General features: G+C 60.2%; 18 protein-coding genes and 2 tRNA genes. 7 read left to right on the top strand and 13 right to left on the bottom strand.

Annotated elements, in window-relative coordinates; genetic code table 11:
- Positions 1 to 4: 4 nt before the first annotated feature.
- The 3 genes from HA46_RS06940 to HA46_RS06930 all read right to left on the bottom strand — a co-directional run bounded on the left by HA46_RS06940 (position 5) and on the right by HA46_RS06930 (position 4,004).
- Positions 5 to 673: a haloacid dehalogenase type II gene (locus HA46_RS06940; protein ID WP_033791452.1), complete on the bottom strand. Its 669-nt coding sequence runs from the start codon at positions 671 to 673 to the stop codon at positions 5 to 7.
- Positions 674 to 701: 28 nt separating this feature from the next.
- On the bottom strand, positions 702 to 2,171 hold the full coding sequence (locus HA46_RS06935) for an aldehyde dehydrogenase family protein (RefSeq protein WP_084883208.1): 1,470 nt from the start codon (positions 2,169 to 2,171) through the stop codon (positions 702 to 704).
- A gap of 372 nt (positions 2,172 to 2,543) precedes the next feature.
- Positions 2,544 to 4,004 (bottom strand): NAD-dependent succinate-semialdehyde dehydrogenase, encoded by a 1,461-nt coding sequence (locus HA46_RS06930; protein ID WP_084883204.1) that lies wholly within the window; start codon positions 4,002 to 4,004, stop codon positions 2,544 to 2,546.
- A gap of 163 nt (positions 4,005 to 4,167) precedes the next feature.
- On the opposite strand from HA46_RS06930, the gene HA46_RS06925 reads away from it, so the two are divergent.
- Positions 4,168 to 4,833, top strand: coding sequence for an O-methyltransferase (locus HA46_RS06925; RefSeq protein ID WP_084883200.1), 666 nt, complete (start codon positions 4,168 to 4,170; stop codon positions 4,831 to 4,833).
- Here the strand turns inward: HA46_RS06925 and cbl are convergent.
- The 5 genes from cbl to HA46_RS06895 all read right to left on the bottom strand — a co-directional run bounded on the left by cbl (position 4,830) and on the right by HA46_RS06895 (position 11,524).
- A complete protein-coding gene (cbl, locus tag HA46_RS06920; RefSeq protein WP_084883197.1) occupies positions 4,830 to 5,789 on the bottom strand; it encodes an HTH-type transcriptional regulator Cbl in 960 nt (319 codons plus the stop codon). The two genes, HA46_RS06925 and cbl, sit on opposite strands and share 4 nt — an antisense overlap.
- Positions 5,790 to 6,720: 931 nt before the next feature.
- Positions 6,721 to 7,638, bottom strand: coding sequence for a nitrogen assimilation transcriptional regulator NAC (gene nac / locus HA46_RS06910; protein WP_033791458.1), 918 nt, complete (start codon positions 7,636 to 7,638; stop codon positions 6,721 to 6,723).
- Between the two features lie 399 nt (positions 7,639 to 8,037).
- The gene (locus HA46_RS06905) at positions 8,038 to 9,060 is read right to left on the bottom strand and encodes an ABC transporter permease (RefSeq protein ID WP_179944765.1); all 1,023 of its coding nucleotides are present in this window, start codon (positions 9,058 to 9,060) and stop codon (positions 8,038 to 8,040) included.
- Positions 9,061 to 9,083: 23 nt separating this feature from the next.
- Positions 9,084 to 10,568, bottom strand: coding sequence for a sugar ABC transporter ATP-binding protein (locus tag HA46_RS06900; protein ID WP_084883191.1), 1,485 nt, complete (start codon positions 10,566 to 10,568; stop codon positions 9,084 to 9,086).
- Between the two features lie 32 nt (positions 10,569 to 10,600).
- A complete protein-coding gene (locus HA46_RS06895) occupies positions 10,601 to 11,524 on the bottom strand; it encodes a sugar ABC transporter substrate-binding protein (protein ID WP_084883188.1) in 924 nt (307 codons plus the stop codon).
- Positions 11,525 to 12,030: 506 nt separating this feature from the next.
- Between HA46_RS06895 and HA46_RS06890 the strand changes: the two genes are divergently transcribed.
- A tRNA-Asn gene (locus HA46_RS06890) sits at positions 12,031 to 12,106 on the top strand.
- 565 nt (positions 12,107 to 12,671) lie between these two features.
- On the opposite strand, the gene HA46_RS06885 is transcribed toward HA46_RS06890, so the two are convergent.
- The 3 genes from HA46_RS06885 to HA46_RS06875 are packed head-to-tail and all read right to left on the bottom strand — an operon-like array spanning position 12,672 to position 15,269.
- Positions 12,672 to 13,328, bottom strand: coding sequence for a methionine ABC transporter permease (locus HA46_RS06885; protein WP_033791469.1), 657 nt, complete (start codon positions 13,326 to 13,328; stop codon positions 12,672 to 12,674).
- Positions 13,309 to 14,427 (bottom strand): methionine ABC transporter ATP-binding protein, encoded by a 1,119-nt coding sequence (locus HA46_RS06880; RefSeq protein ID WP_084883185.1) that lies wholly within the window; start codon positions 14,425 to 14,427, stop codon positions 13,309 to 13,311. The genes HA46_RS06885 and HA46_RS06880 overlap by 20 nt, the downstream gene beginning before the upstream one ends.
- A gap of 11 nt (positions 14,428 to 14,438) precedes the next feature.
- A complete protein-coding gene (locus HA46_RS06875) occupies positions 14,439 to 15,269 on the bottom strand; it encodes a MetQ/NlpA family ABC transporter substrate-binding protein (RefSeq protein WP_033791471.1) in 831 nt (276 codons plus the stop codon).
- A 213-nt stretch (positions 15,270 to 15,482) separates the two neighbouring features.
- On the opposite strand from HA46_RS06875, the gene HA46_RS06870 reads away from it, so the two are divergent.
- The 3 genes from HA46_RS06870 (at position 15,483) to HA46_RS06860 (ending at position 18,427) form a co-directional block, all read left to right on the top strand.
- Positions 15,483 to 16,124: a TetR/AcrR family transcriptional regulator gene (locus tag HA46_RS06870; RefSeq protein ID WP_033791472.1), complete on the top strand. Its 642-nt coding sequence runs from the start codon at positions 15,483 to 15,485 to the stop codon at positions 16,122 to 16,124.
- 73 nt (positions 16,125 to 16,197) lie between these two features.
- Entirely contained in the window at positions 16,198 to 17,580 is a 1,383-nt protein-coding gene (locus HA46_RS06865; protein WP_084883182.1) for a D-arabinono-1,4-lactone oxidase, read from the top strand.
- A 19-nt stretch (positions 17,581 to 17,599) separates the two neighbouring features.
- Positions 17,600 to 18,427: a glycosyltransferase family 8 protein gene (locus HA46_RS06860; protein ID WP_084883179.1), complete on the top strand. Its 828-nt coding sequence runs from the start codon at positions 17,600 to 17,602 to the stop codon at positions 18,425 to 18,427.
- 39 nt (positions 18,428 to 18,466) lie between these two features.
- Here the strand turns inward: HA46_RS06860 and HA46_RS06855 are convergent, their stop codons facing one another.
- Positions 18,467 to 19,588 carry a Gfo/Idh/MocA family protein gene (locus HA46_RS06855; RefSeq protein WP_033791475.1) on the bottom strand — a complete coding sequence of 374 codons (1,122 nt, stop codon included), beginning with the start codon at positions 19,586 to 19,588 and terminating at the stop codon, positions 18,467 to 18,469.
- 83 nt (positions 19,589 to 19,671) lie between these two features.
- Here HA46_RS06855 and HA46_RS20745 point away from each other — a divergent pair, with 83 nt between their 5' ends.
- Together HA46_RS20745 and HA46_RS06850 are read left to right on the top strand one after the other, a co-directional pair.
- Positions 19,672 to 19,896: a hypothetical protein gene (locus tag HA46_RS20745; protein ID WP_143807597.1), complete on the top strand. Its 225-nt coding sequence runs from the start codon at positions 19,672 to 19,674 to the stop codon at positions 19,894 to 19,896.
- 21 nt (positions 19,897 to 19,917) lie between these two features.
- Positions 19,918 to 19,993, top strand: a tRNA-Asn gene (locus HA46_RS06850).
- A 70-nt stretch (positions 19,994 to 20,063) separates the two neighbouring features.
- Here HA46_RS06850 and HA46_RS06845 read toward each other — a convergent pair.
- On the bottom strand, positions 20,064 to 21,275 hold the full coding sequence (locus HA46_RS06845) for an MFS transporter (protein WP_084883175.1): 1,212 nt from the start codon (positions 21,273 to 21,275) through the stop codon (positions 20,064 to 20,066).
- Between the last annotated feature and the right edge of the window lie 100 nt (positions 21,276 to 21,375).

Raw genomic sequence — 21,375 nt, 5'->3', positions numbered from 1 at the left:
ATCCTCAGAGTCCGACCAGGGCGGGCAATCCGCCGATGTCAGGGATTTCGGTATAGCCGTAGTAAGGATTAGCCGGTTCATGCCCGCGATTAACCCAGGCTTTATGAGTGATGCCGAGATCGTGCGCCGTCATCAGGTCGTAGCGGAAGCTGGAGGAGACGTGCAGGATCTCCTCCGGCCGGCAGTCGAGCTTCTGCAGCATATATTCGAAGCCTTTCATCTGCGGTTTATAGGCCCCCACCTCTTCGGCGGTAATCGCCAGATGGATCGGCGCCCCCAGCCGCGGGATATGGTGCGGCAGCAGATCCTTCATCGAGTTGCTGAGCAGCACCAGCGGGAATTCGGTCGCCAGTTTCGCCAGTCCGGCCGGCACGTCGGGATGCGGGCCCCAGGTGGCGCAGTCGGTGTAGATAAAGTCGCTGTCCGCCTTGTCCCACGCGACGCCCCACTTTTTGCAGGTACGCTGTATCGCGTTGCTTACCACGTCGTAGTAAGGCTTCCAGGCGCCCAACACTTCATCCATGCGGTAGCGGGAGAAATCGGTAGTGAAGGCCTGCATCTCCTCTGCCGCCACGCGATCGCTAAAACAGCGCGCCGCTGCGCCCGCCATGTCGAAGTTAATCAGCGTGCCGTAACAGTCAAAGGTGATGAATTTCGGTTTAAACAGTGCCATGACGCGACCTCGTCTTGATCAGGAAAGGTTAAAAATCGATGAGTACGCTTTTCTGGCGCTGGCAGGCCTGAAACGCCTGCCGCCCCAAATCTTTGCCGATGCCGGAGCCGAGAAAGCCGCCGGTGGGAATGATGAAATCGCCGGATCGGCCGTAGCGGTTGACCCACACGGTGCCCGCCTCGATAGCGCGTATGGCGCGCAGCGCACGCGGCAGGCTCAGGGTATGCACGCCCGCGCACAGGCCGTACGTCTCATGCGCCGCCAGCGCCAGCCCCTCTTCTTCCTCGTCGAAGGTCTGCACCGTCAGCACCGGGCCGAAGATCTCCTGCTGCACCGCCGGGTTATCCTGCGCCACGCCGCACAGCAGCGTGGGCTGCCAGAACCAGCCGTCGCCGGTGTCGGCGAAACGCTCGCCGCCGACCAGCACTTCCGCGCCCTGCGCTTTCGCGGCGGCCACCACCGACGCGACTTTTTGTCCCTGGCGTTCATCGATCAGCGGCGCGTATCGGCTGTCGCCGTGCCACGTCGCGCCGGGCCGCACGCTGCGACACAGCGCGGCGAGCCGGTCGAGCAGCGGCGCGGCGATGGCGCGCTGCACGATGAGACGGGTGCCCGCGACGCACGCCTGGCCGCCGTTAGCGGTAAAGCCGCGCAGGATGCGCTGCGCCAGCACCTCGATGTCGCCCGCGTCGTCAAACACCAGCTGCGGGCTTTTGCCGCCCAGCTCCAGCGTCACCGGCTTCATGCCGTGCTGCGCCACGTCGCTCATAATGCGCGCGCCGGTCAGGGTCGAGCCGGTAAAGGAGACTTTGCGCACCAGCGGATGGGTCACCAGCGCGTGGCCGGTCACCGCGCCGCTGCCCTGCACGATGTTGAGCACGCCAGCCGGCAAACCGGCCTGCACCGCCAGCTCCGCCATGCGCACCGTTGAGAACGGCGTCAGTTCAGAGGGTTTTAGCACCACCGCATTGCCCGCCGCCAGCGCCGGGCCGCACTTCCACGACGCCATCGACAGCGGGAAATTCCACGGCGTAATGGCGCCGACCACGCCGTACGGCTCCGCTATCAGCATGCCGAGGCTGCTGTCGCGGGTCGGAAAGAGATCGCCGCTGTACTTGTCGGCGCACTCGGCGTAGAAGCGGATCGCTTCGGCGGTAAACGGAATTTCATGCTGCGCCACGTCGCCGATGGGGCGCGTGGAGCCGAGCGCCTCCAGCTGCGCCAGCAGGCTGTCCTGCTCGATAAGTTCGGCCCAGCGGCGCAGCACCCGGCCGCGCTCGCGCGGCGCGCAGCCCGACCAGCCGCTGGTTCTCAGCGCCTGATGCGCCGCCTGCACCGCGCGATCCACGTCGGCAGCGTCAGCCTCATGCAGCGTGGCGTAGACTCTGCCGTCCGAAGGGCGTTTTACCGCGAACGCCGCGCCCTGGGTCTGAATGTGATGGCCACCGATATAGTGGCCGACAGGAAGCGAAACTTTTTCAGGGTCGAAACTTAACATGGATAAATCCTTATTTGTTACACCCGTCAACCATTTTGGAATTAGCCCGCTGTAAGAGCTTATATTCAACGCGAATAAGCTCATGACAAAAGGTAATGCAGAAAGTATGCCAGCCAGCTAAAAAATAAAAATGCGTTTAAAACTGCGCAAAAAAATTTTCTGCCGTATTGAAAGCGGAAATTTTGCGTAATTGCCGAACAAATAAACAGATGATTTAGCTCACAAATTTCATGCATTGCCGTGGTGCATCGCGCATGAAACTTGCACTAAAATGGCTAGCGGCGATAAAAACACGACACAGCGCACAAAATAAAAAAGCGTTTGCCGCGAGTGTGACAAACGCTTGCATCAGAAAATTATTTAAAAAGTGAATTACGTCAGGCTGCCAATATGAAAAGTTTTCTGCTCAAGATATTCGTCAATGCCATAGCGTGAACCTTCCCGACCTATTCCCGATAATTTTACGCCGCCAAACGGCGCGACTTCTAATGAAATAGCGCCGGTATTAAAGCCGACCATGCCAAATTCCAGCGATTCGGCGACGCGCCAGGCGCGGCGAATATTTTCCGTAAAGAAATAGGCACCCAGGCCATAGGGCGTGTCGTTGGCCATCGCGATCGCCTCCTCTTCCTCGTCGAAGATAAACAGCGGCGCCACCGGCCCGAACGTCTCTTCATGGGCGATACGCATCCGGGTCGTGACCCTGCCGAGCACCGTCGGCTGCACCCAGGTGCCGTTGCCGTGGCTGGCGCCGCCGGTCAGCAGCTCCGCCCCCTGGCCCAGCGCATCCTCGATGTGGCTGTTGACTTTCTCTACCGCGCGGTCGTTGATCAACGGACCGATGGTGCTGCCGGACGCAAAGCCGTCGCCCACCTTTAGCGTTGCGACTGCCTCAAGCAGTTTCGCCACGAAGCGTGGATAGATGCCCCGCTGCACCAGAATGCGGTTGGCGCAGACGCAGGTCTGCCCGGCATTGCGGAATTTGCTGACCATCACTCCCGCCACCGCGATCTCGATATCGGCGTCGTCGAAGACGATAAACGGCGCGTTGCCGCCCAGCTCCAGGCTCAGACGTTTAACGCTATCGGCGCTCTGCTGCATCAGCAGCTGGCCGATGCGCGTTGAGCCGGTAAAGGAGATCTTGCGCACCAGACGGCTGCCGGTCAGCGCCGCGCCAATCTCGGTCGGCAGGCCGGTCACCACCTGCAGCACGCCGGCCGGAAAGCCCGCGCGCTCCGCCAGCACCGCCAGCGCCAGCGCCGACAGCGGCGTCAGCTCCGACGGCTTCACGATAATCGGACAGCCTGCCGCCAGCGCAGGGGCGACTTTGCGGGTGATCATGGCGATGGGAAAGTTCCACGGCGTGATGGCCGCCGCCACGCCAACCGGCTGCTTCAGCACCAGAATGCGGCGATCCTCGCTCGGCGCCGGAATCGTGTCGCCGTAGATACGGCGCGCCTCTTCGGCGAACCATTTGACAAAGCTGGCGCCGTACAGCACTTCGCCCTTCGCTTCGGCCAGCGGCTTGCCCTGCTCGGCGGTCATGATGGTCGCCAGGTCGTCGGCGTTATCGAGGATCAGCTGGTGCCACTTCTCCAGCAGCGCGGCGCGGCTGGCGTTGGGGGTTTTGCCCCAGGCGATGCGCGACGCGTCGGCGCAGGCGATGGCGGCTTCGGTCTCCGCGCGGCCCAGCGCCGGAATGGTCGCAAGGGTTTCGCGGGTGGCGGGATCGACCACCGGCAGGGTTTCGCCGTTGTCTGCATCCTGCCAGCGGCCGCCGAATAGCGCCTGCTGGCGCAGCAGATCGGAATCCTTTAGTTGAAGACGCGACATCTTACTCCCCCTGTTTAATCGGTTTTCTTCCACTCTATCGCGTCGCCTCAGCGCAGGATGTTTTTCTCGCCGGGCAGAAACCTTAAACGGCGAGTTTTGCGCGCGGAAAGAAAATTTTATGCCGCACGGCTGCTATGCTCAGTTTTTAAACAAGGAGATAACCATGAGCGATCATATGTGGCGCGCGGTCGATGACTACTTTACTCAGACGCTGGTGAAACCGGACGCGGCGCTGTCGTCGGCGCTGGCGCGCAACGCGGCCGCCGGCCTGCCGCCGATTGACGTCGCGGCTAACCAGGGCAAGCTGCTCTACCTGCTGGCGCGCATGATGAACGCCTCGCGCATTCTGGAAATCGGCACGCTGGGCGGCTACAGCACGCTGTGGCTGGCGCGCGCGCTGCCGGAGGGCGGCAAAATCGTCACGCTGGAGTTTTCGCCGCAGCATGCGCAGGTGGCGCGCGAGAATTTCGCCGAGGCGGGCGTGATAGACAAAGTTGAGCTGCTGGTAGGGCCGGCGCTGGAGAGTTTGCCGACGCTGCAGGGAACGTTCGATATGATCTTTATCGATGCCGATAAGCGCAATAATCCGCACTACCTGCGTTGGGCGTTGAAGCTGGCGCGCGTCGGCAGCGTGATTATCGGCGATAACGTGGTGCGCGGCGGACGGATCGTCGACTCGCAGTCCACGGATGAAAATGTGCAGGGGCTGCGGCAGTATCTGCGCGACATCGGCGAAAATCCGCACCTGACGGCCACCGCGCTGCAGACCGTCGGCAGCAAAGGCTGGGATGGCCTGCAGCTGGCCATCGTCGAGTCGCTGCCGGATTAGATCTGAAAGTCGATCGCCGGCTCCTCTTCACTTTGATAGGAGAGCGCCTGACGTTTGATCTCCTCCAGCGACAGGTTGGCGTTGCATAACTCCATAAACTGCCAGACGTAGTTGCGCTGCAGCTGACCGCGCTTCAGGCCAAGCCAGACGGTATTGGCGTCAAACAGGTGATGCGCGTCGATGCGCACCAGCGCCTCTTCAGGCTGTATTTCGCACGCCTGATCGGCAAGGATGCCGACGCCTAGCCCCAGCTCGACATAAGTTTTCACCACGTCTGAATCCTGCGCGCTCAGCACGATATCCGGCTTGAGGCCCGCGCTCTGAAAGGCGCGGTCGACGCGCGAGCGTCCGGTGATGCCCTGGCGATAGGTAATCAGCGGGTAGCGACTCAGGGTGCCGAGCGACACCGGCTGCTGCTGCACCAGCTCGTGATCGCGGGGCACCAGCAGCGCATGATGCCAGCTAAACCAGGGAAAGGCCGCGAGGCTGGGGTTGTTCACCAGCAGTTCGCTGGCGATGCCGACGTCCGCTTCGCCTGCCAGCAGCATGGCGACGATCTCCTGCGGCGAGCCCTGGTTAAGCTCGAGCCGCACGTTGGGGTAGAGCTGGCGAAACGCCTTGATGACGCGCGGCAGGCTGTAGCGCGCCTGGGTGTGCGTGGTGGCGATCGTCAGGATGCCGCTGGTTTCGTTGGTAAAAACGTCCGCCAGCCGGCGTACTTTTCCCGCCTCGTCGAGGATGCGTTCGGCGATGGTCAATAGCGCTTTGCCCGGTTCCGTCATGCCCAGCAGGCGCTTGCCGCGGCGAATGAAAATCTCCACGCCCAGTTCATCTTCCAGATCGCGGATATGACGGCTGACGCCAGACTGCGAGGTAAATAGCGTGTTTGCCACTTCCGTCAGATTGAACTCGCAGCGCGCCGCCTCACGGATGATTTTAAGTTGCTGGAAATTCACGTTATTTACCTCCCTTTACGAAATTGTTACCTCCGATGGTAAGAAGGTTTATTGATATCAACAAATAATAAAAACTTTGTGCTTATGCGCAGGGGGAATATGGGGTGGCGGCCGGGTGCGGCCTGCTGGGTTGCTGCTGTGCCTGCTGCGCAGGTGGGCTGGGGTTTGCTGCGCGGGTTGGCTCTGAGCGGGTTCCGCCCGCCAGGCGGCAGGGAGTTTCAGCCGCTCCGCTGCTGGCGTGCGTGTTAAGGGGCTCGCCAGCCCCTTAACAATCCCGGCTTCCGGCAGCCTCCACGCCGCGCTACGCACGGTCCCTTCGTTGCTTACGTCGGCCGCACGGACCGCTCGGGACAGGCCGTCCTGGCCCTCCCTCTCGCCGACCTCCTGTCGGCTCGTCCTGGCCGCCGTGCGCGCCTCAGTGTGTCGGATGCCTCTACCAACCCCCGCCTGTAATTTCCTGGCTTTCCACCAGGCGACAGCGTCGTCTGAGCGCATGACTCACGTTTTCAGCGACAAAGGTCGTCATGAAACTTACGAGATTTGCAGCGGGGAGTGTGGGGGGCCATCGCAGCCGCTGAGCGGAGGAAGGATTTCAAAACGAGCGGCAGGGATGCCGCGAAGAGGCTGGCATGAGCCAGGGACAAAAACGCCGGGAGCGTTTTTGAACCGCGCAAAGCGCTGGCCCCGAAGGGGTGAGCCCCAGGGATGGGGCGAATAAGGCGAATCCAGCCGGTCCGTCAGAAATCCTGACGAAGCAAAGGGACCCGCGCAGCGGGCGGGTGAGCTGGCCCGGGGCGCGGATGCAGGGCCGGCGCCCACCGGCCCTGCTCGGTCGCCCGCAGCGGGCGAAATGAAACTGCTTTATTACCCGGCGAACGAAACCCGCTCACCAGCCCCAATACCCAGGCGAAAGCGGCCCCGCCAGCCCGCCTTAACTCACTAACAGCAGAGCCCGCTCTTCCGCCATCGGCTTATTCAGCAGCGACAGCAAAATATCCTTTACCGCCTGCGCGGAGGGCGAGAGCGGCAGACGCGCAGACACGTTTAGCGACAGCGGCAGATTAAGCGCCGGACTGTTGATGCGCGCCATCCAGGCCTGGGTTGAGCTGACCAGCGCACGCGCGGCGGACTCCGGCAACACCGTGACGCCCATACCGCTGGCGACGGCGGCGGTCAGCATCGACAGCGATTCGATCTCGCCGATAATGCGCGCGCTGAGACGACGCAGCGAAAAGGCTTCATCTACCCGCTTGCGCACCGCGCTGTAGTCGCGCGGCAAAAACAGGCTCATCTGCGCCACCTCGGCTAAATCTACCGATCCGCCGGGACAGTCGGTGGCGCCGACCAGATAAAGCTCCTCTTTCATCAGCGGCAGACTGGTGATGCCGGCCGTCGGCGCGCGATCGTAAAGCACCGCCATATCAAGCTGGCCGTTCATCACCTTTTCATTAAGCGTGCTGCCGCTGTTTTCATGCAGATAAACCAGTATCTCCGGATGCTGCTCGCGCACCGTTTGCAGCAGCGGCATGGTCAGCGAAGAGGCCGCCGTGCCGGGCGCCATGCCGATGGATACCTGACCGCTCAGCACCTGCCCGGCGTTGATTACCGCCGTCTGCGCCTGTTCGCACTGCCGCAAAATCGTACGCGCATGTGCATAGAGGATTTTACCGGCTTCGGTCGGCGTCACGCCGCGCTTGGTGCGAATCAGCAGCTGCTGATCCAGCTCGTTCTCCAGCGTGGCGACCTGTTGACTGAGCGCAGGTTGCGCGATGTGCAGCACTTCAGCCGCCTGCGTCAAACTGCCAATATCGACGATTTTCACAAAGTACTTCAGTCGTCTTAAGTTCATCTTGCCTCCGTCACATTCCCCGAATGCCAATAACATCTGTTCTTGTGGCCTGCTGGCCTGGTATTGAACAAATTGCAATTAGCAGGCCACTTTTTCTTAAGGCGTCGTCAGGCTGCCGCAGAAAAATCCTAACAACCCGAAAAATAAGCCTTTCTGATTACCCATTAAGAGTTAATAAGCAGCGGGAATGGCGCCTTAGCAAAGGGGGGAATTGCGGCTGCACTCTGCTGGTGCAGCCGCTGCGAGCCAGACGTGCATAAAAGTGATGACCCAAAGCCAAACAGAGGCGATAACGCGGCCGAAAGCGGCTAAACGCGGGGTATCCAGCAGGAAAACTTATTCAGGAAGGGAAAAGGCCTGCGCGCTTTTTCAACGCGAGCAGGCCAGCAGCTGGAAAAATCAGCGTTTTTTGCGGTTGCGGTGCATATCGATCGCCACCGCGGCCACGATAATCATGCCTTTGATAATATCCTGAACGTAGGCGTCGACGCCGACGAAGGTAAATCCGCTTTTGATCAGCCCCAGGATCACCGCGCCAATCAGGGTGCCGGTAATGCGCCCGACGCCGCCCATCAGGCTGCTGCCGCCAATTACCGCCGCGGCGATGGCGTCCAGCTCATAGGACATCCCCATGCTTGACTGGCCGCTGCTCACGCGCGCCGCCAGCACCACGCCCGCCAGGCCGGAGAGCGCCCCGGCGATGGTATAGACGATCACCAGATATTTATTAACGTTAATGCCGGAGACTTTGGCCGACGTCATGTTGCCGCCGATGGCGTAAACGTATTTGCCGTAGCGGGTATGCTTCAGGGCGATATGAAACACCAGCGCCACCACCAGGAAGATGATTACCGGCATCGCGCCCTGCCCGATAGAGGTAAAACCGTCGGAGAGAAAGCTGATCGGGTTGCCCTGCGTGTAGTACTGCGCCAGACCGCGCGCCGACACCATCATGCCCAGCGTGGCGATGAAAGGCGGAATGCCGGTGCGGGTAATAAGTACGCCGTTGACCAGGCCGCAGAGCAGACCGACCCCGATTCCGGCGCCGACAGGCACCACGGCGGGCATATCCACCAGCGCGGGAAACATCGGCGACAGGCTGTCGGAGGTTTGCGCCAGGCTGGCCGCAACCACGGCGGTCAGCGCGATCACCGAACCCGACGAGAGGTCGATGCCGGTGGTGATGATCACCTGCGTTACCCCGACTGCAATCACGCCGATAATCGCGACCTGCAACAGGATCAGGATCAGTCGGTTGGTGTTCATCAGAAACGACTGGTCGCGCACATACCAGCCGGCAATTTCGAAGATCAGCGCAATGCCGACCATCACGATAAAGATGCCGGTATCTTTAGGCAGTTTATGCCGCAGATTGCCGAAGAACGACGAATGTTCAGCCGTTGGAGTAGCCGTTGCTTTGATATTGCTCATAGGTGTCTCGCGCCTCACTCGGATGCCAGCGACAAAATGGTTTCCTGATCGGCCTCTTCTTTATCGAGGATGCCGGTAATCCGCCCCTGATGCATCACCATCACGCGGTCGCTCATGCCGAGAATTTCCGGCAGTTCCGACGACACCATGATGATGGCCACGCCGCGGTTGGCCAGCTCAGAGATCAGACGGTAGATTTCCGCTTTCGCGCCGACGTCGATACCGCGCGTCGGCTCGTCGAGGATAAGGATTTTGGGCTGCGCCAGCAGCCAGCGGGCAATCAGCACCTTCTGCTGGTTGCCGCCGCTCAGGTTGTTGATGATCTGATCCATGGTCGGCGTTTTGATATTGAGCCGCCGAATCTGCTCCATGCAGTCCTGCGCCATCTTGACGTGGCTGACGAAGCCGCTCTTGCCGCTGTACTCGGGCATGTTGACGATGCTCATGTTCTCCATCACCGACAGCACGAGAAATAGCCCCGACTTTTTGCGATCCTCGGTTAAAAACGCCATGCCCTTTTCAATCGCCGCTGAAGGCGAATCGATAGTGACCGCCACGCCGTCGATCAGCACCTCGCCGCTGTCAATGCTCTCCATGCCGAACAAACTCTCCATCACTTCGCTGCGGCCGGCGCCGACCAGGCCGGCGACGCCGAGAATTTCGCCGCGCCGCAGGCTGAAGCTGACGTCATGGAAACGATCTTTACTGGTCAGGCCGCGTACCGTCAGCACCTCTTCGCCGATGGCGTTGTTGAATTTGGGAAAGAGCTGGGTCAGTTCGCGTCCCACCATCTGAGTGATCAGCGACTGGCGGGTAAACTGCGCGGTGTGGTTGCTGCCCACCCAGCTGCCGTCGCGGAAAATGCTGATCTCATCGGTAATGGCGAAAATTTCGTCCATTTTGTGGCTGATATAGATGATGGCTTTGCCCTGCGCGCGCAGGTCGCGGATGATCGTGAAAAGGTGCGCCACTTCGCTTTCGGTCAGGGCGGAGGTCGGCTCATCCATAATCACGATGTCAGCGTTCCAGGAGACCGCTTTGGCGATCTCCACCATCTGCTGCGCGGCGATACTTAAGTCGCCTACCAACCGGTCAGCCTTGAGGCGAATATTAAGCTGGTTGAGCAGCGTCTGCGTCTGCTGGTTAAGCTTGCCGTGATCGACAAAGCCGTACTTCATCGGCTCCCGTCCCAGCCAGATATTCTCGGCGACGGTCATGTAGGGCACCAGATTAAGCTCCTGGTGGATCATGGAAATGCCGGAACGCAAGGCGTCCATGGTGTCCTGAAACTGCACCGGCTCCCCTTTAATGCGGATGGTGCCCCGATCGGGACGGTACATCCCGATCAGGCACTTCATTAAAGTGGATTTGCCCGCGCCATTTTCGCCCATCAAGGCATGAACCGATCCCGGACGCACGCGCAGCGAAACGTTATCGAGTGCCTTCACACCGGGAAAGAACTTGCTGATGCCTTCGGCTTCAAGCGCAAAAGCGGTCATACATCACCTCCGTACGGCTGAGTCGGGATCGGTTATTTCTGATTACGGTTAACGAACTGCTGCATATTGTCTTTGGTGATCAGCTGATAAGGGATATCGATGATCTTCTGCACTTTTTCGCCCCTGGCCAGCTTAACGGCCGCCTGCACCGCGCCTTCGCCCTGCCCGCGCGCATCCTGGAATACCGTCGCGACCATCTTGCCGTTCTTCAGCATTTGCATCGCGTCAGGAGTGCCGTCCACGCCGGCGATCAGGATATGGTTGGGGTTTTTGCCCAGCGCCTGCAGCGCGCCGATCGCCATTTCGTCGTTGTTGGAGGCGATGGCCTGGATATCGTCACCTGCGGTCAGCCAGTTGCTTACTACGTCCACCGCGTCGTTACGCATAAATTTGGCGGTCTGCTTCTGTACCACTTTGATGCCTGGATATTTAGCGACCACCGCTTCGACGCCTTTGGTGCGGTCGCGCGTCGATTCATTCGCGAGATCGCCCATCAGAATGGCGACGTTGCCTTTGCCGTTCAGCGCCTTAGCCAGCGCCTCCATCTGCAGACGGCCCGCCAGTTCGGAGTCCGATCCCACATAGGCCATTTTGTCGGTCAGCTCCGCCTGGGGACGACGGTTCACGAAGATCAGCGGAATGCCGGCTTTGGTAGCCTGATCCATGATGGGTGTGACGGCGTTGGTATCTACCGGGTTGACGATGATGGCGTCGACGCCCTGCCCGATAAAGTTCTGCACCTGCTGCAGCTGCTGCGAGACATCCCCTTTGGCGTCTTCCAGCTGCCCTTTAACGCCCTCTTTCTGCATCTCTTTTTGCATCGCAGTACGCAGAATGGTGAGGAAATTGTCATCGAACAGCGCCATTGATACGCCGACGGAGAGATCTTTCGCCATCGCGGCGGCAGGCAACATGCAGGCTAACAGCGTGACAGCGAGTGTTTTTTTGATGTTCATGAGTAACCCTTATTGTCGTTAACTTGCCGACGCCGCTGATACCGCGAATGAAAAATATCTTTTACATTCACTCAACGTTGCTGGCGGTTTCAGGTCTGCTTACAGAGGTGAGTGCTGGGCATCGCGCTTTTTTGTGACCAACTCCTCCTTTTTACAATCAGTTGTTTATACAGGGAATAATTTTAAAATCTCGTTCCATTTTTACGGAGTGATTCCGCTGGTGATAATAAGCAGTTTATTTGTTCCATTAATATCGGTTTTGAAATTTTTATCATAAAAGCACTGAAACAGTTGTTTTAACATCGGCAAATAACAAAACTTTGACACGCATCTAACATCTGCCGGGAAATGCGTTTAAAGTGAGATCCTGTCGGCAGTTTGAAATCTCGCCGAATCTGATGAAAAAGCGGCAAACCGCTGCTTTTGCGAGCGTTTAGTTGGGAAAAGTGAAATCGTGCTTTGACAAGCCGGAACGACGTCGCTAATATTCGCCCCGTTCCAACAATTCCTCTGTAGTTCAGTCGGTAGAACGGCGGACTGTTAATCCGTATGTCACTGGTTCGAGTCCAGTCAGAGGAGCCAAATTTAAAAAGCCCGCTCAGGGAAACCTGAGCGGGCTTTTGGTTTTTTAGATGTGCCTCAACAGAATCAGACACAGGATACGATTAAACTGATCGCCTGCGTAATGCGAAGCATGAAGTCTAAACAGACCCGTCCCTGCGCGAATCCTCTTTAGCTCCATATCAATTTTTGCCTGGGTTGGCGGGCAGAATTCCTTTAGCGGCTTAACCGTGCTCTATGCCATCCTTGTTTGATAGCCTCTCTTTTCGCGTGTTAAGCCGGGGGGCAATGCAACTGATCGGCTTATTTCGTCGCACAGTGCCTGAGCGGATTTAGCGCACCGCTAAAAGTATGTTGTAACGAAAAAAGAGAGCCATACCTCTTTTAAGCTAACATGAAGGCGCATTCAGGTTTTCACTGCTCAGCGCTGTAACTATGCGATGTATAGCGATCAGGGCCGCAAAAGCACCAGGGGAACGGAGGGTAAGAGCAAGACAGGGCCGCCGTTCAGATAAACGGCGGAAAGATATAGGTAGCCACAGTTTCATGCTGACGCGCTTCCCTTACGGGAAAAAGCACAAGCGCGCTAGCGCCGTTTGTCGATGCGCGCCACCAGCCGGTCGCCCAGCCACTGAATGCCGCACACCAGCACGATCAGCACCGCGATCACCGCCACCATCACCGCGGTATCGAAGCGCTGATAGCCGTAGCGAATCGCCAGGTCGCCCAGCCCGCCCGCGCCAATCGCGCCCGCCATCGCCGACGCGCCGATCAGCGCCACCAGCGTCACCACGAAACCGGCCAGAATGCCCGGCAGCGCTTCGGGGATCAGCACCTCCCAGACGATGCGCAGCTTGCTGGCGCCCATAGCGCGCACCGCGTCGATCAACCCGCGATCGACGTCGCGCAGCGACACCTCCGCCACACGCGCAAAATAGGGCGTGGCGGTAATGGATAGCGGCACGATAGCCGCCCAGGTGCCAAGGGAGGTGCCGACCAGAAAGCGTGTAAAAGGGATCAGCGCCACCAGCAGAATAATAAAGGGCAGCGAGCGAAAACCGTTGATAATGAGGCCGAGCACGCGGTTGACGCCTCGATGTTCGGCGATGCCGCCCGGGCTGGTCATCACCAGAATCAGGCCGAGCGGCAGCCCGGCGAGCAGCGAAAAGAGCCCGGAGATCGCCGTCATGATCAGGGTCTCCCACAGCGCGTTAAGCAGCAGATCAATCATTACTGGCGACATAACCCACCCTTTCTACCTGAGCCTGCTGCTGCTGCAGCCAGGCGAGAACCCGTTGCTCATCCGCGCTGTTGCTGGCCGGAATGGCAATAAAGAAGCGCACCACCGCGTAGTGCTGAATATGGTCGACGCCGCCCTGAATCAGGCGAAACGCGCCTGGCAAGGCGCAGGCGAAACGCGTCAGCAGCTCGCCCTGCGCCTCCTGCCCGGCGAAGTGCACGTGGTAGATCGCCTCGCCCTGTTTTTGCTGGCTCAGGCGCGCGGCGATGCTGTCGGGCAGCTGCGGCAGCAGCCCGCGCAGCAGCGTGCGCGTCAGCTGCGCCTGCGGATGCGCGAACACCTGCCATACCGGCCCCTGCTCGATTATCTCGCCGGCGTCGATGACCGCCACGCGATGCGCCACTGACTTAATCACCTCCATCTCATGGGTAATCAGCAAAATGGTGATGCCGAGCCGCTGATTCAGCGACTTCAGCAGCGCGAGGATCGAACGAGTGGTTTCCGGATCGAGCGCCGAGGTCGCCTCGTCGCACAGCAGCAGCGCCGGGCTGGCCGCCAGCGCGCGGGCGATGCCGACGCGCTGCTTCTGGCCGCCCGAGAGCGCCGCCGGGTAGTGCTGCGCCTTGTCAGACAGCCCCACCAGATCCAGCAGCTCCGCGACGCGCCGGGCGCGCTGGGCTTTCGCCATGCCGGCAATCTTCAGCGGCAGCGCCACGTTCTGCGCCACGGTTTTCGCCGACAGCAGGTTGAAGTGCTGGAACACCATGCCGACGCGGCTGCGGACTTTTTGCAGCTGCTTCTCCGACAGGCCGGTAATCCGCTGCCCCTCAATCTCAATTTCGCCCTCGTCAGGCTGCTCCAGCCCGTTCAGGCAGCGGATCAGCGTCGATTTACCCGCGCCGCTGCGGCCGATAATGCCGAGGATCTCGCTCTTGCGCACCCTGAGCGATACCCCCTTTAGCGCCTGGGTCGCGCCGAAGCGGCGCGACACGTTTTGCAGGCGCACCACGCTATCGCCGCTTGCGGCAATCTCCTCCGCCCGCTCGGCCACGCCGCGCGCTACCGCGCTGAGCGGAGCCACTGCCTCTGAAAATACCGTCATGCTCGCTATCCTTACCAGGCGGTCAGGCCGGTGCCTTTGTAGACCTGATCAAACACTTTCTTAACCGCGTCGTTCTGGTAGGAGGCGACCAGGGTTTTTACCCAGGGCGCGTCGACGCTCTCTTTTTTCACCGCGATAAAGTTGTTGTAGGGATTATCTTTCACCGGCTCCTGCGCAATGCGGTCTGCTTTGGTCAGGCCGCTTTTCAGCGCCCAGTCGGTATTCACCACCGCCGCGTCGAGATCGGGCACCGAACGGCCGATAATGCCGGCGTCCAGCTCTTTGATCTGAACGTGGCGCGGGTTGTCGGTGATATCGGCCGTGGTGGCGGCAATACCTGCGCCTGCGCGCAGTTTGATCACGCCCTGCTGCTCAAGCAGCACCAGGCCGCGCGCCTCGTTGGAGGGATCGTTCGGCACGCCGATGACTGCGCCCTCTTTCAGATCGGCTGCGGATTTGACCTTTTTCGAGTAGAGGCCGATCGGCCAGACGGCGGTATCGCCGACGCGCACGATATCGTAGTGGTTAACCTTAATCTGATTGTTGAGGAAGGGCTGATGCTGGAAGGCGTTCGCATCGACCTCGCCGTTCTGCAGCGCCTCGTTCGGCTGGTTATAGTCGTTGAATACCACGGTTTTTACCGTTAGCCCTTTTGCCGCTGCCTGCTTCGCCACTTCTCGCCAGACATCCTCATCTTCGCCGCTCATAATGCCGACCTTGATTGAGGTTTTGTCGGCGGCCCAGGCCGCTGAAATCGGCGCCAGCGCCGCGCCCGCCAGCAGCAGCGCCGCCGTGGTAAGAGTAAAAAATTTATTTTTAGCCTGTGCCGCGTAAGTGTGCATAAGGTGTTTCCTGAAAGTTATAATCGCGGGAGTCAAAGTTAACCGCCGCAACGACGGTTAGCCGCAGTATACGCAGTTGCTTATATCCACATTATGATTTTTACGGGAATGCTATTCCTGAATTGAATATAAACAGGCAGCCGCTCGCGTCGCCAAACCGATCCGACGGGCTGTGATACCATACAGGCTGGATTTTTTTTGTTACTGAGCGCTATGTCGGACACTACACCAAAACGAAAAAACGACCCTGTCGGGCTGAAAAAACGCATTATCGCCGGCGCCCTGACCACCTTCGCCGAGTTCGGTATGCAGGGCGCGCGTCTGGAGCAGATCGCCGAAAACGCGCAAACCACCAAACGCATGGTGGTTTATCACTTCGGCAACAAAGAGAACCTCTATATCGAGGTGCTGGAACAGGTCTATCAGGCGATCCGCCAGCATGAAATCGGTCTGAACCTGGCGGCGATGGAGCCGGAACTGGCGATGAGCAAGCTAGTGGAAGCCAGCTTCGACTACCATGCCTCTCACCCCGACTTTATTCGGCTGGTCTGCACCGAAAACCTGCTGCGCGGCCGCTATATCTCGCAGTCGCCGCGCATCAAGGCATTGAACCGCAGCGCCCTCGACGTGCTGGACGATATTCTGGCGCGCGGCCAGCAGCAGGGCGTGTTTATTCGCGAGGTCGAAACCATCGACGTGCACCGCCTGATTAGCAGTATCTGCGTGCATCACGTCTCTAACCGCTACACCTTCAACGCCATTTTCAGCCCCGACAACAGCGAAGAGGAGAGCGTCCATCGCAATCGCCAGCTGGCGGTAACCGCGACGCTGCGCTACATCCGTAAAACTGGTTAAGGGAAGCGACAACGCTGTGATGGGCTACGCTTAACTGACGCCCATTCACCGATCTCAACACAGGAACGCAGTCGTGAGCAGAGACGCCGATCGTTATCCTCTACGCAACACCACACTCAGCGCCGAAGACGACGCGCTATGGAACTGGGCGCAAAACGCCCGGGTTGGCAGCCGCCAGCAGTTACACCAACCGCGCAGCGAGGCGGAATTACAGCAGCTGCTGCGCGATAGCCATGGCCGCGTGCGCGTGGTCGGCAGCCGCCTGTCGCCGGGCCGCATGCTGGACGTCGAAGAGGATGACCTGCTGGTGGATATCAGCGCCCTTTCCGGCCTGCTGGCGCAGGATGAGCAGAGCGTCACCGTCGGCGCGGGCACCACGCTCAACGATCTCTATATTCAGCTTACCGCGCTGGACCGCATGCTGGCCGCCTCGCCCGGCGTAATTGCGGTACAAAAGCTGGCAGGCGCGATGGCGACCGGCACGCACGGCCAGGGCCTGCATCAAAGCTCGCTGGCGGACGAAGCGCTACGTATTCGTATGGTATTGGCCGACGGTTCGGTGCGCGAGTTCGCGCGCGGCGAGCCGGACTTTCCCGCCGCGCAGGTGACGCTCGGCGCGCTCGGCATTGTCACCGCCGTCACGCTGCGCACCCAGCCTTTCCGTATTTACACCTGCCATAAAAATGCGGTGTCAGCGGACAATCTTGAGCAGGATCTGCTGCGCTGGAATAGCGAGTACGCGCTGAGCAAGGCCTGGTGGTTCGTCGACGATAACCTGATGCACGTCTGGAATGCGAACGAAGCGAGCGCGCAGGAAACTGCCGAGTGGCAGGCTAACGGCCGCGAGGTGGTAAAGCATGCCGACCAGGGCGACGACAGCCTGAACAGCACTATCGACCAGACGCTGGAGCAGATGCACCGCGACACGCAGATCCACGGCAAAGGCGGGAAACAGTTCCGCACCGTGACGCGCTTTCGCGACTTTACCGACGTTACCGGCGACATCTATCAACTTTTCTGCCGCGGCATTGCGGTACCGCAGATTAACGTCGAAATCGGCGTTCCCCTTTCCCGCACCCCTGCCGTTATCAGCAAAATCAAACGCTGGTACGCCGCAGACCGGCCGCATATGCATTACCCGATTATCCTGCGCTGCACCGGCGCATCGGAAGCCTGGCTCAGCCCGGCCTTCGGCGAGCCGACCTGCTTCTTCGGCTTTGTGGTCTATTACGCCGACGACGGTTCGCTGTCGCAGGATGGCCTGCACTTTCTGACTGAGGTAGAGAAGCTGCTGGCGGAAGAAGGCGGACGCCCGCACTGGGGTAAATATTACGACGCCGGACGCTACGTCTGGCGCGACGTCTATCCGCACTGGGACGACTTCCGCGCGCTGTGCCGCGAACTGGATCCGCAGCGCCGCTTCAGCAACGATTATCTGACCGCGCTTTTTGACTGACTTTTACAGGGAGAGAACCATGTTTGCATGGGTTACGCTGCTGACGCAGCCCGATTATCTGGTGGGCGTCAAGGCGCTGCACCGTTCACTGCAACAGAGCGGGACGCGCTGGCCGCTGGTGGTGATGACCACCGATGCGATCCCGCAGGCTGATTGCGAAGCGTTACAGGCAGAAGGCTGCGTAGTGCAGCCGGTCGAGCCGATCTACCCCAACAGCGCGCTGGAACAGCACTATGCCTCGGCGCAGTTCGGCGAAGTCTGGACCAAGCTGCGCGCCTGGCAGCTGACCGACTACGCGCGGGTGGTGTTCCTCGATGCCGATATGCTGGTGCTGCAAAATATGGACGAGCTGTTTACGCTCGATCTCGGCGATAACCTGCTGGCTGCCTGTCACGCCTGCCGCTGCAACCCTAACCAGATCGCCTCTTACCCCGCCAGCTGGCAGCCGGAAAACTGTCATTATACCTGGCAGGATCGCGGCGAGCCTGCGCCTGTTCTGCTCGATAACTATCTTAACGGCGGTTTTCTGGTGCTCACGCCGGACAATGCGCTCTTCGAACAGCTGGCGGACCGCGTTGCCGGGATTGTGGATTTGAAGGCTTATCCCTTCTCGGAGCAGGATCTGCTGAACGAGGCGTTCCATGGACGCTGGCTACCGCTATCCTATATCTACAACGCGCTGAAAACCCTGCCTTTCCAGCACAGCCGGATGTGGAAAGAAAGCGAGGTGAAGAACCTGCACTTTATTCTGGCGAAGCCGTGGAAGCGCGATTTGCAGCAGCCGGAGAGCGAACGCGATCGCTACTATGCGCTGGATAAGCTGTGGTGGGAGAAAGCCGCAGGATAAGCATCTGGGCGCGCGGCTCCAACGGGCCGCGCTGCTCCGCTAAACCGCCTGCCAGCGCCGCTCGGCGGCGGAAATCGCAATCGCCTCCAGCACCTTCTGCACCTGCAACCCCTCGGCAAAATCGGGCCACAGGCGATCGCCCGCCGCGATGCCGTTAACCAGGTCGCGAATTTCCACCGTTTTTTGATCGTTAAAACCGATGCCGTGCCCGGCCGAGACGCAGAAGTTGGCGTAATCGGGATGCGCCGGACCGGTCAGGATGGTTTTAAATCCCTGACGTCCTGCCGGTTCGTCGTGCAGATAAAGCTCCAGCTCCGCCATGCGCTCCTGGCTGTAGCGCAGCGTGCCTTTGGTGCCGGTGACGACATAGGTCAGCCCCATTTTGCTGCCGCAGGCGATGCGGGAGGTTTCAATCACGCCGTGCGCGCCGCTGCGAAAGCGCAGCAGCGCACTCGCCTGATCTTCATTCTCCACCGGCAGCTGGCGGCTGGGATCTTTGGCGTCGGGACGCGTTTTGATCACCGTCATCATGTCGCCGCTCACCTCTTCGATGTCGCCCACCAGATAGTGCGCCATATTAACGATATGCGCCGCCAGATCGCCCAGCGCGCCGAGGCCCGCCAGCGCTTTCTGGCAGTGCCAGTCGAGCGGCGTCTCCGGCTTCGCCAGATAATCTTCATTGTGGGTGCCGTAAAAATGCACCACTTCGCCGATCTCGCCGCGGGCGATAATCTCTTTTGCCAGTTGGCTGGTGGGGTTCTTCATATAGTTAAAGCCCACCAGGGTTTTCACCCCAGCGGCCTGGGCCGCCTGCACCATCTCTTCCGCATCGGCCACCGAGAGCGACAGCGGCTTTTCCGAATAGACGTGCTTGCCGTGGCGAATCGCCTCCAGCGCCATCTCTTTATGCAGGAAGTTGGGCGCGCAGATATCCACCACGTCAATCGCAGGATCGCGCACCAGCTCGCGCCAGTCGCCGGTCGAACGCGCAAAGCCAAAGGCGGCCGCCTGCTTCTCCGCCAGCGCAGGATTGACCTCTGCCAGCATCTCCCGCACGATTTCGCCCTTTAGCGGAAAAACCGTCGGCGCCTGCGCGTAGGCGATAGCGTGGCAGCGTCCGATATAGCCGCTGCCGATCATGCCGATCCTGACTTTGTTCATCGACTGCCCTCTTGTTTCATAAATTAATTTTTACGGAATATACGTTTCGAAATAAACTCAGGCAAACGGAAGAGATGAGAAGTGTGAGCCGCTTTGAAATCTTTGCCTTAAGGGGGGTGGCGGGATATCTATGCCGCCCGCCGTCCGCGCCATGGCAGGCTTTTTTTTTCATTTCTAATCTCCAGGAAAGATATTTTTCATTTGTCGGGTGTACGCATTTTTACCGCCGCATCGCCCTCTGGCGTTTATTTCAGCAGTTGAACGTTTTTGTGAAAAAGGGCTTTGACATGGCCGGTGCGGGTCGATAATATGCGCCCCGTTCAAGCGATTCCTCTGTAGTTCAGTCGGTAGAACGGCGGACTGTTAATCCGTATGTCACTGGTTCGAGTCCAGTCAGAGGAGCCATATTTAGAGAAGCCCGCTCAGGGAAACCTGAGCGGGCTTTTTGCATTTATCGTCCCGACTGCCCACCTCGCTACTCAGCCTGGCGCAGCTTTCTGATCGACGGCACCAGACAGGCCGCCAGCGTCGCCGCCAGCACCGCCGCCGCGCAGCTCATCAGCACCGTCTGGTTGCCGAAGCGCATCGCCAGCGGCCCGGCGGCCAGCTCGCCCAGCGGGATCGTGATAAAAGATCCCATCGCGTCGTAAGCGTAAACCCGCGCCAGCCGGTCGCGCGGAATATGGGTTTGCAGCGCCTGCGCCCAGATGACGCCAAACTGGCCGAATCCCATTCCGGCAATGCAGAACGCGGCCATCAGCCAGCCGGCCGGCGCGCCGCCGGCCAGCAGCAGCATGGGAAAGGCGCAGAGCGCCACCAGCATCACGCCGGTGAACATGGCGCGGCGTGGACGCCAGCGCAGCGCGATGCCGGAGCCGATAATCAGCCCGACGCTTTGCGCCGCGATCATCACGCCCCAGCGGGCGCGGCCAAAGGCGCCGTCGGCGATAACCGGGCCAAGCACCATCACCATGCCGGTAAAGGCGGCGTTAACCACGGCGAACTGCGCCACCACCGCCCAGACCCAGCTGCGGGCGGTAAATTCCCGCCAGCCGTCTCGCAGATCCTGCCAGAGCGTCGCGGCGGATGCCGCCGCCTGCGCGCCGGTGCGCACCGCGTAATAGAGGGGCGCGGCCAGCGCGAAGCCCAGCGCATCTACCGCCAGCCCCCAGCCAGCGCCCAGCGTGCTGGTAAGCATGCCGCCCAGCGACGCGCCGATGATGGTGCCGCCATAAACCCCCGACTGAATAAAGGCGTTCGCCTGGCGCAGCTTTGGCGCCGGCACGGTTTGCGGCACCAGCGCCGATGAGGCGGGCAGCGCGATGCCGGAGGCCGCGCCGTTGACGGCGCTCAGCACCGCCAGGGCGATCAGGGTCGCGGTCTGCTCAAGCACCAGCCAGGCCACGCCGCCCTGAGAGAGCGCGGCGACAAGCGACGAGAGCAGCAGCACCCGATTGCGCGAGTAGCGATCCGCCAGCACGCCGCCAAACAGCAGAAAGAGGACGTTGAACAGCGAGCGCGCGGCGACCACCACGCCGAGGTCGGCGGCGGAACCGCCCATATCGAGCACCGCAAAGGCGAGCGCCACCGGCGCGACGCTGTTGCCCAGCACCGTCAGCGTGCGGGCGAAAAAGAGATGGCGGAACGGCGCGTAGTGAAAGGCGTGACGCGGAGTGTTACTCTTCACGGCTGCGCTCCCTGCTGCCGAGCCTGATCCTTATGCTGCTGATAGTGCCTCCCTGCCGCTGGCTGCCGTCGATGTCGTGTAGGGCGAAATCATAACCGGA

It is taken from the genome of Pantoea septica (genome assembly GCF_002095575.1).
In the GTDB taxonomy this organism is placed as follows: domain Bacteria; phylum Pseudomonadota; class Gammaproteobacteria; order Enterobacterales; family Enterobacteriaceae; genus Pantoea; species Pantoea septica.
The sequence above is the reverse complement of the archived record's forward strand: the minus strand, read 5'-3'. Positions and strand labels throughout refer to the sequence as shown.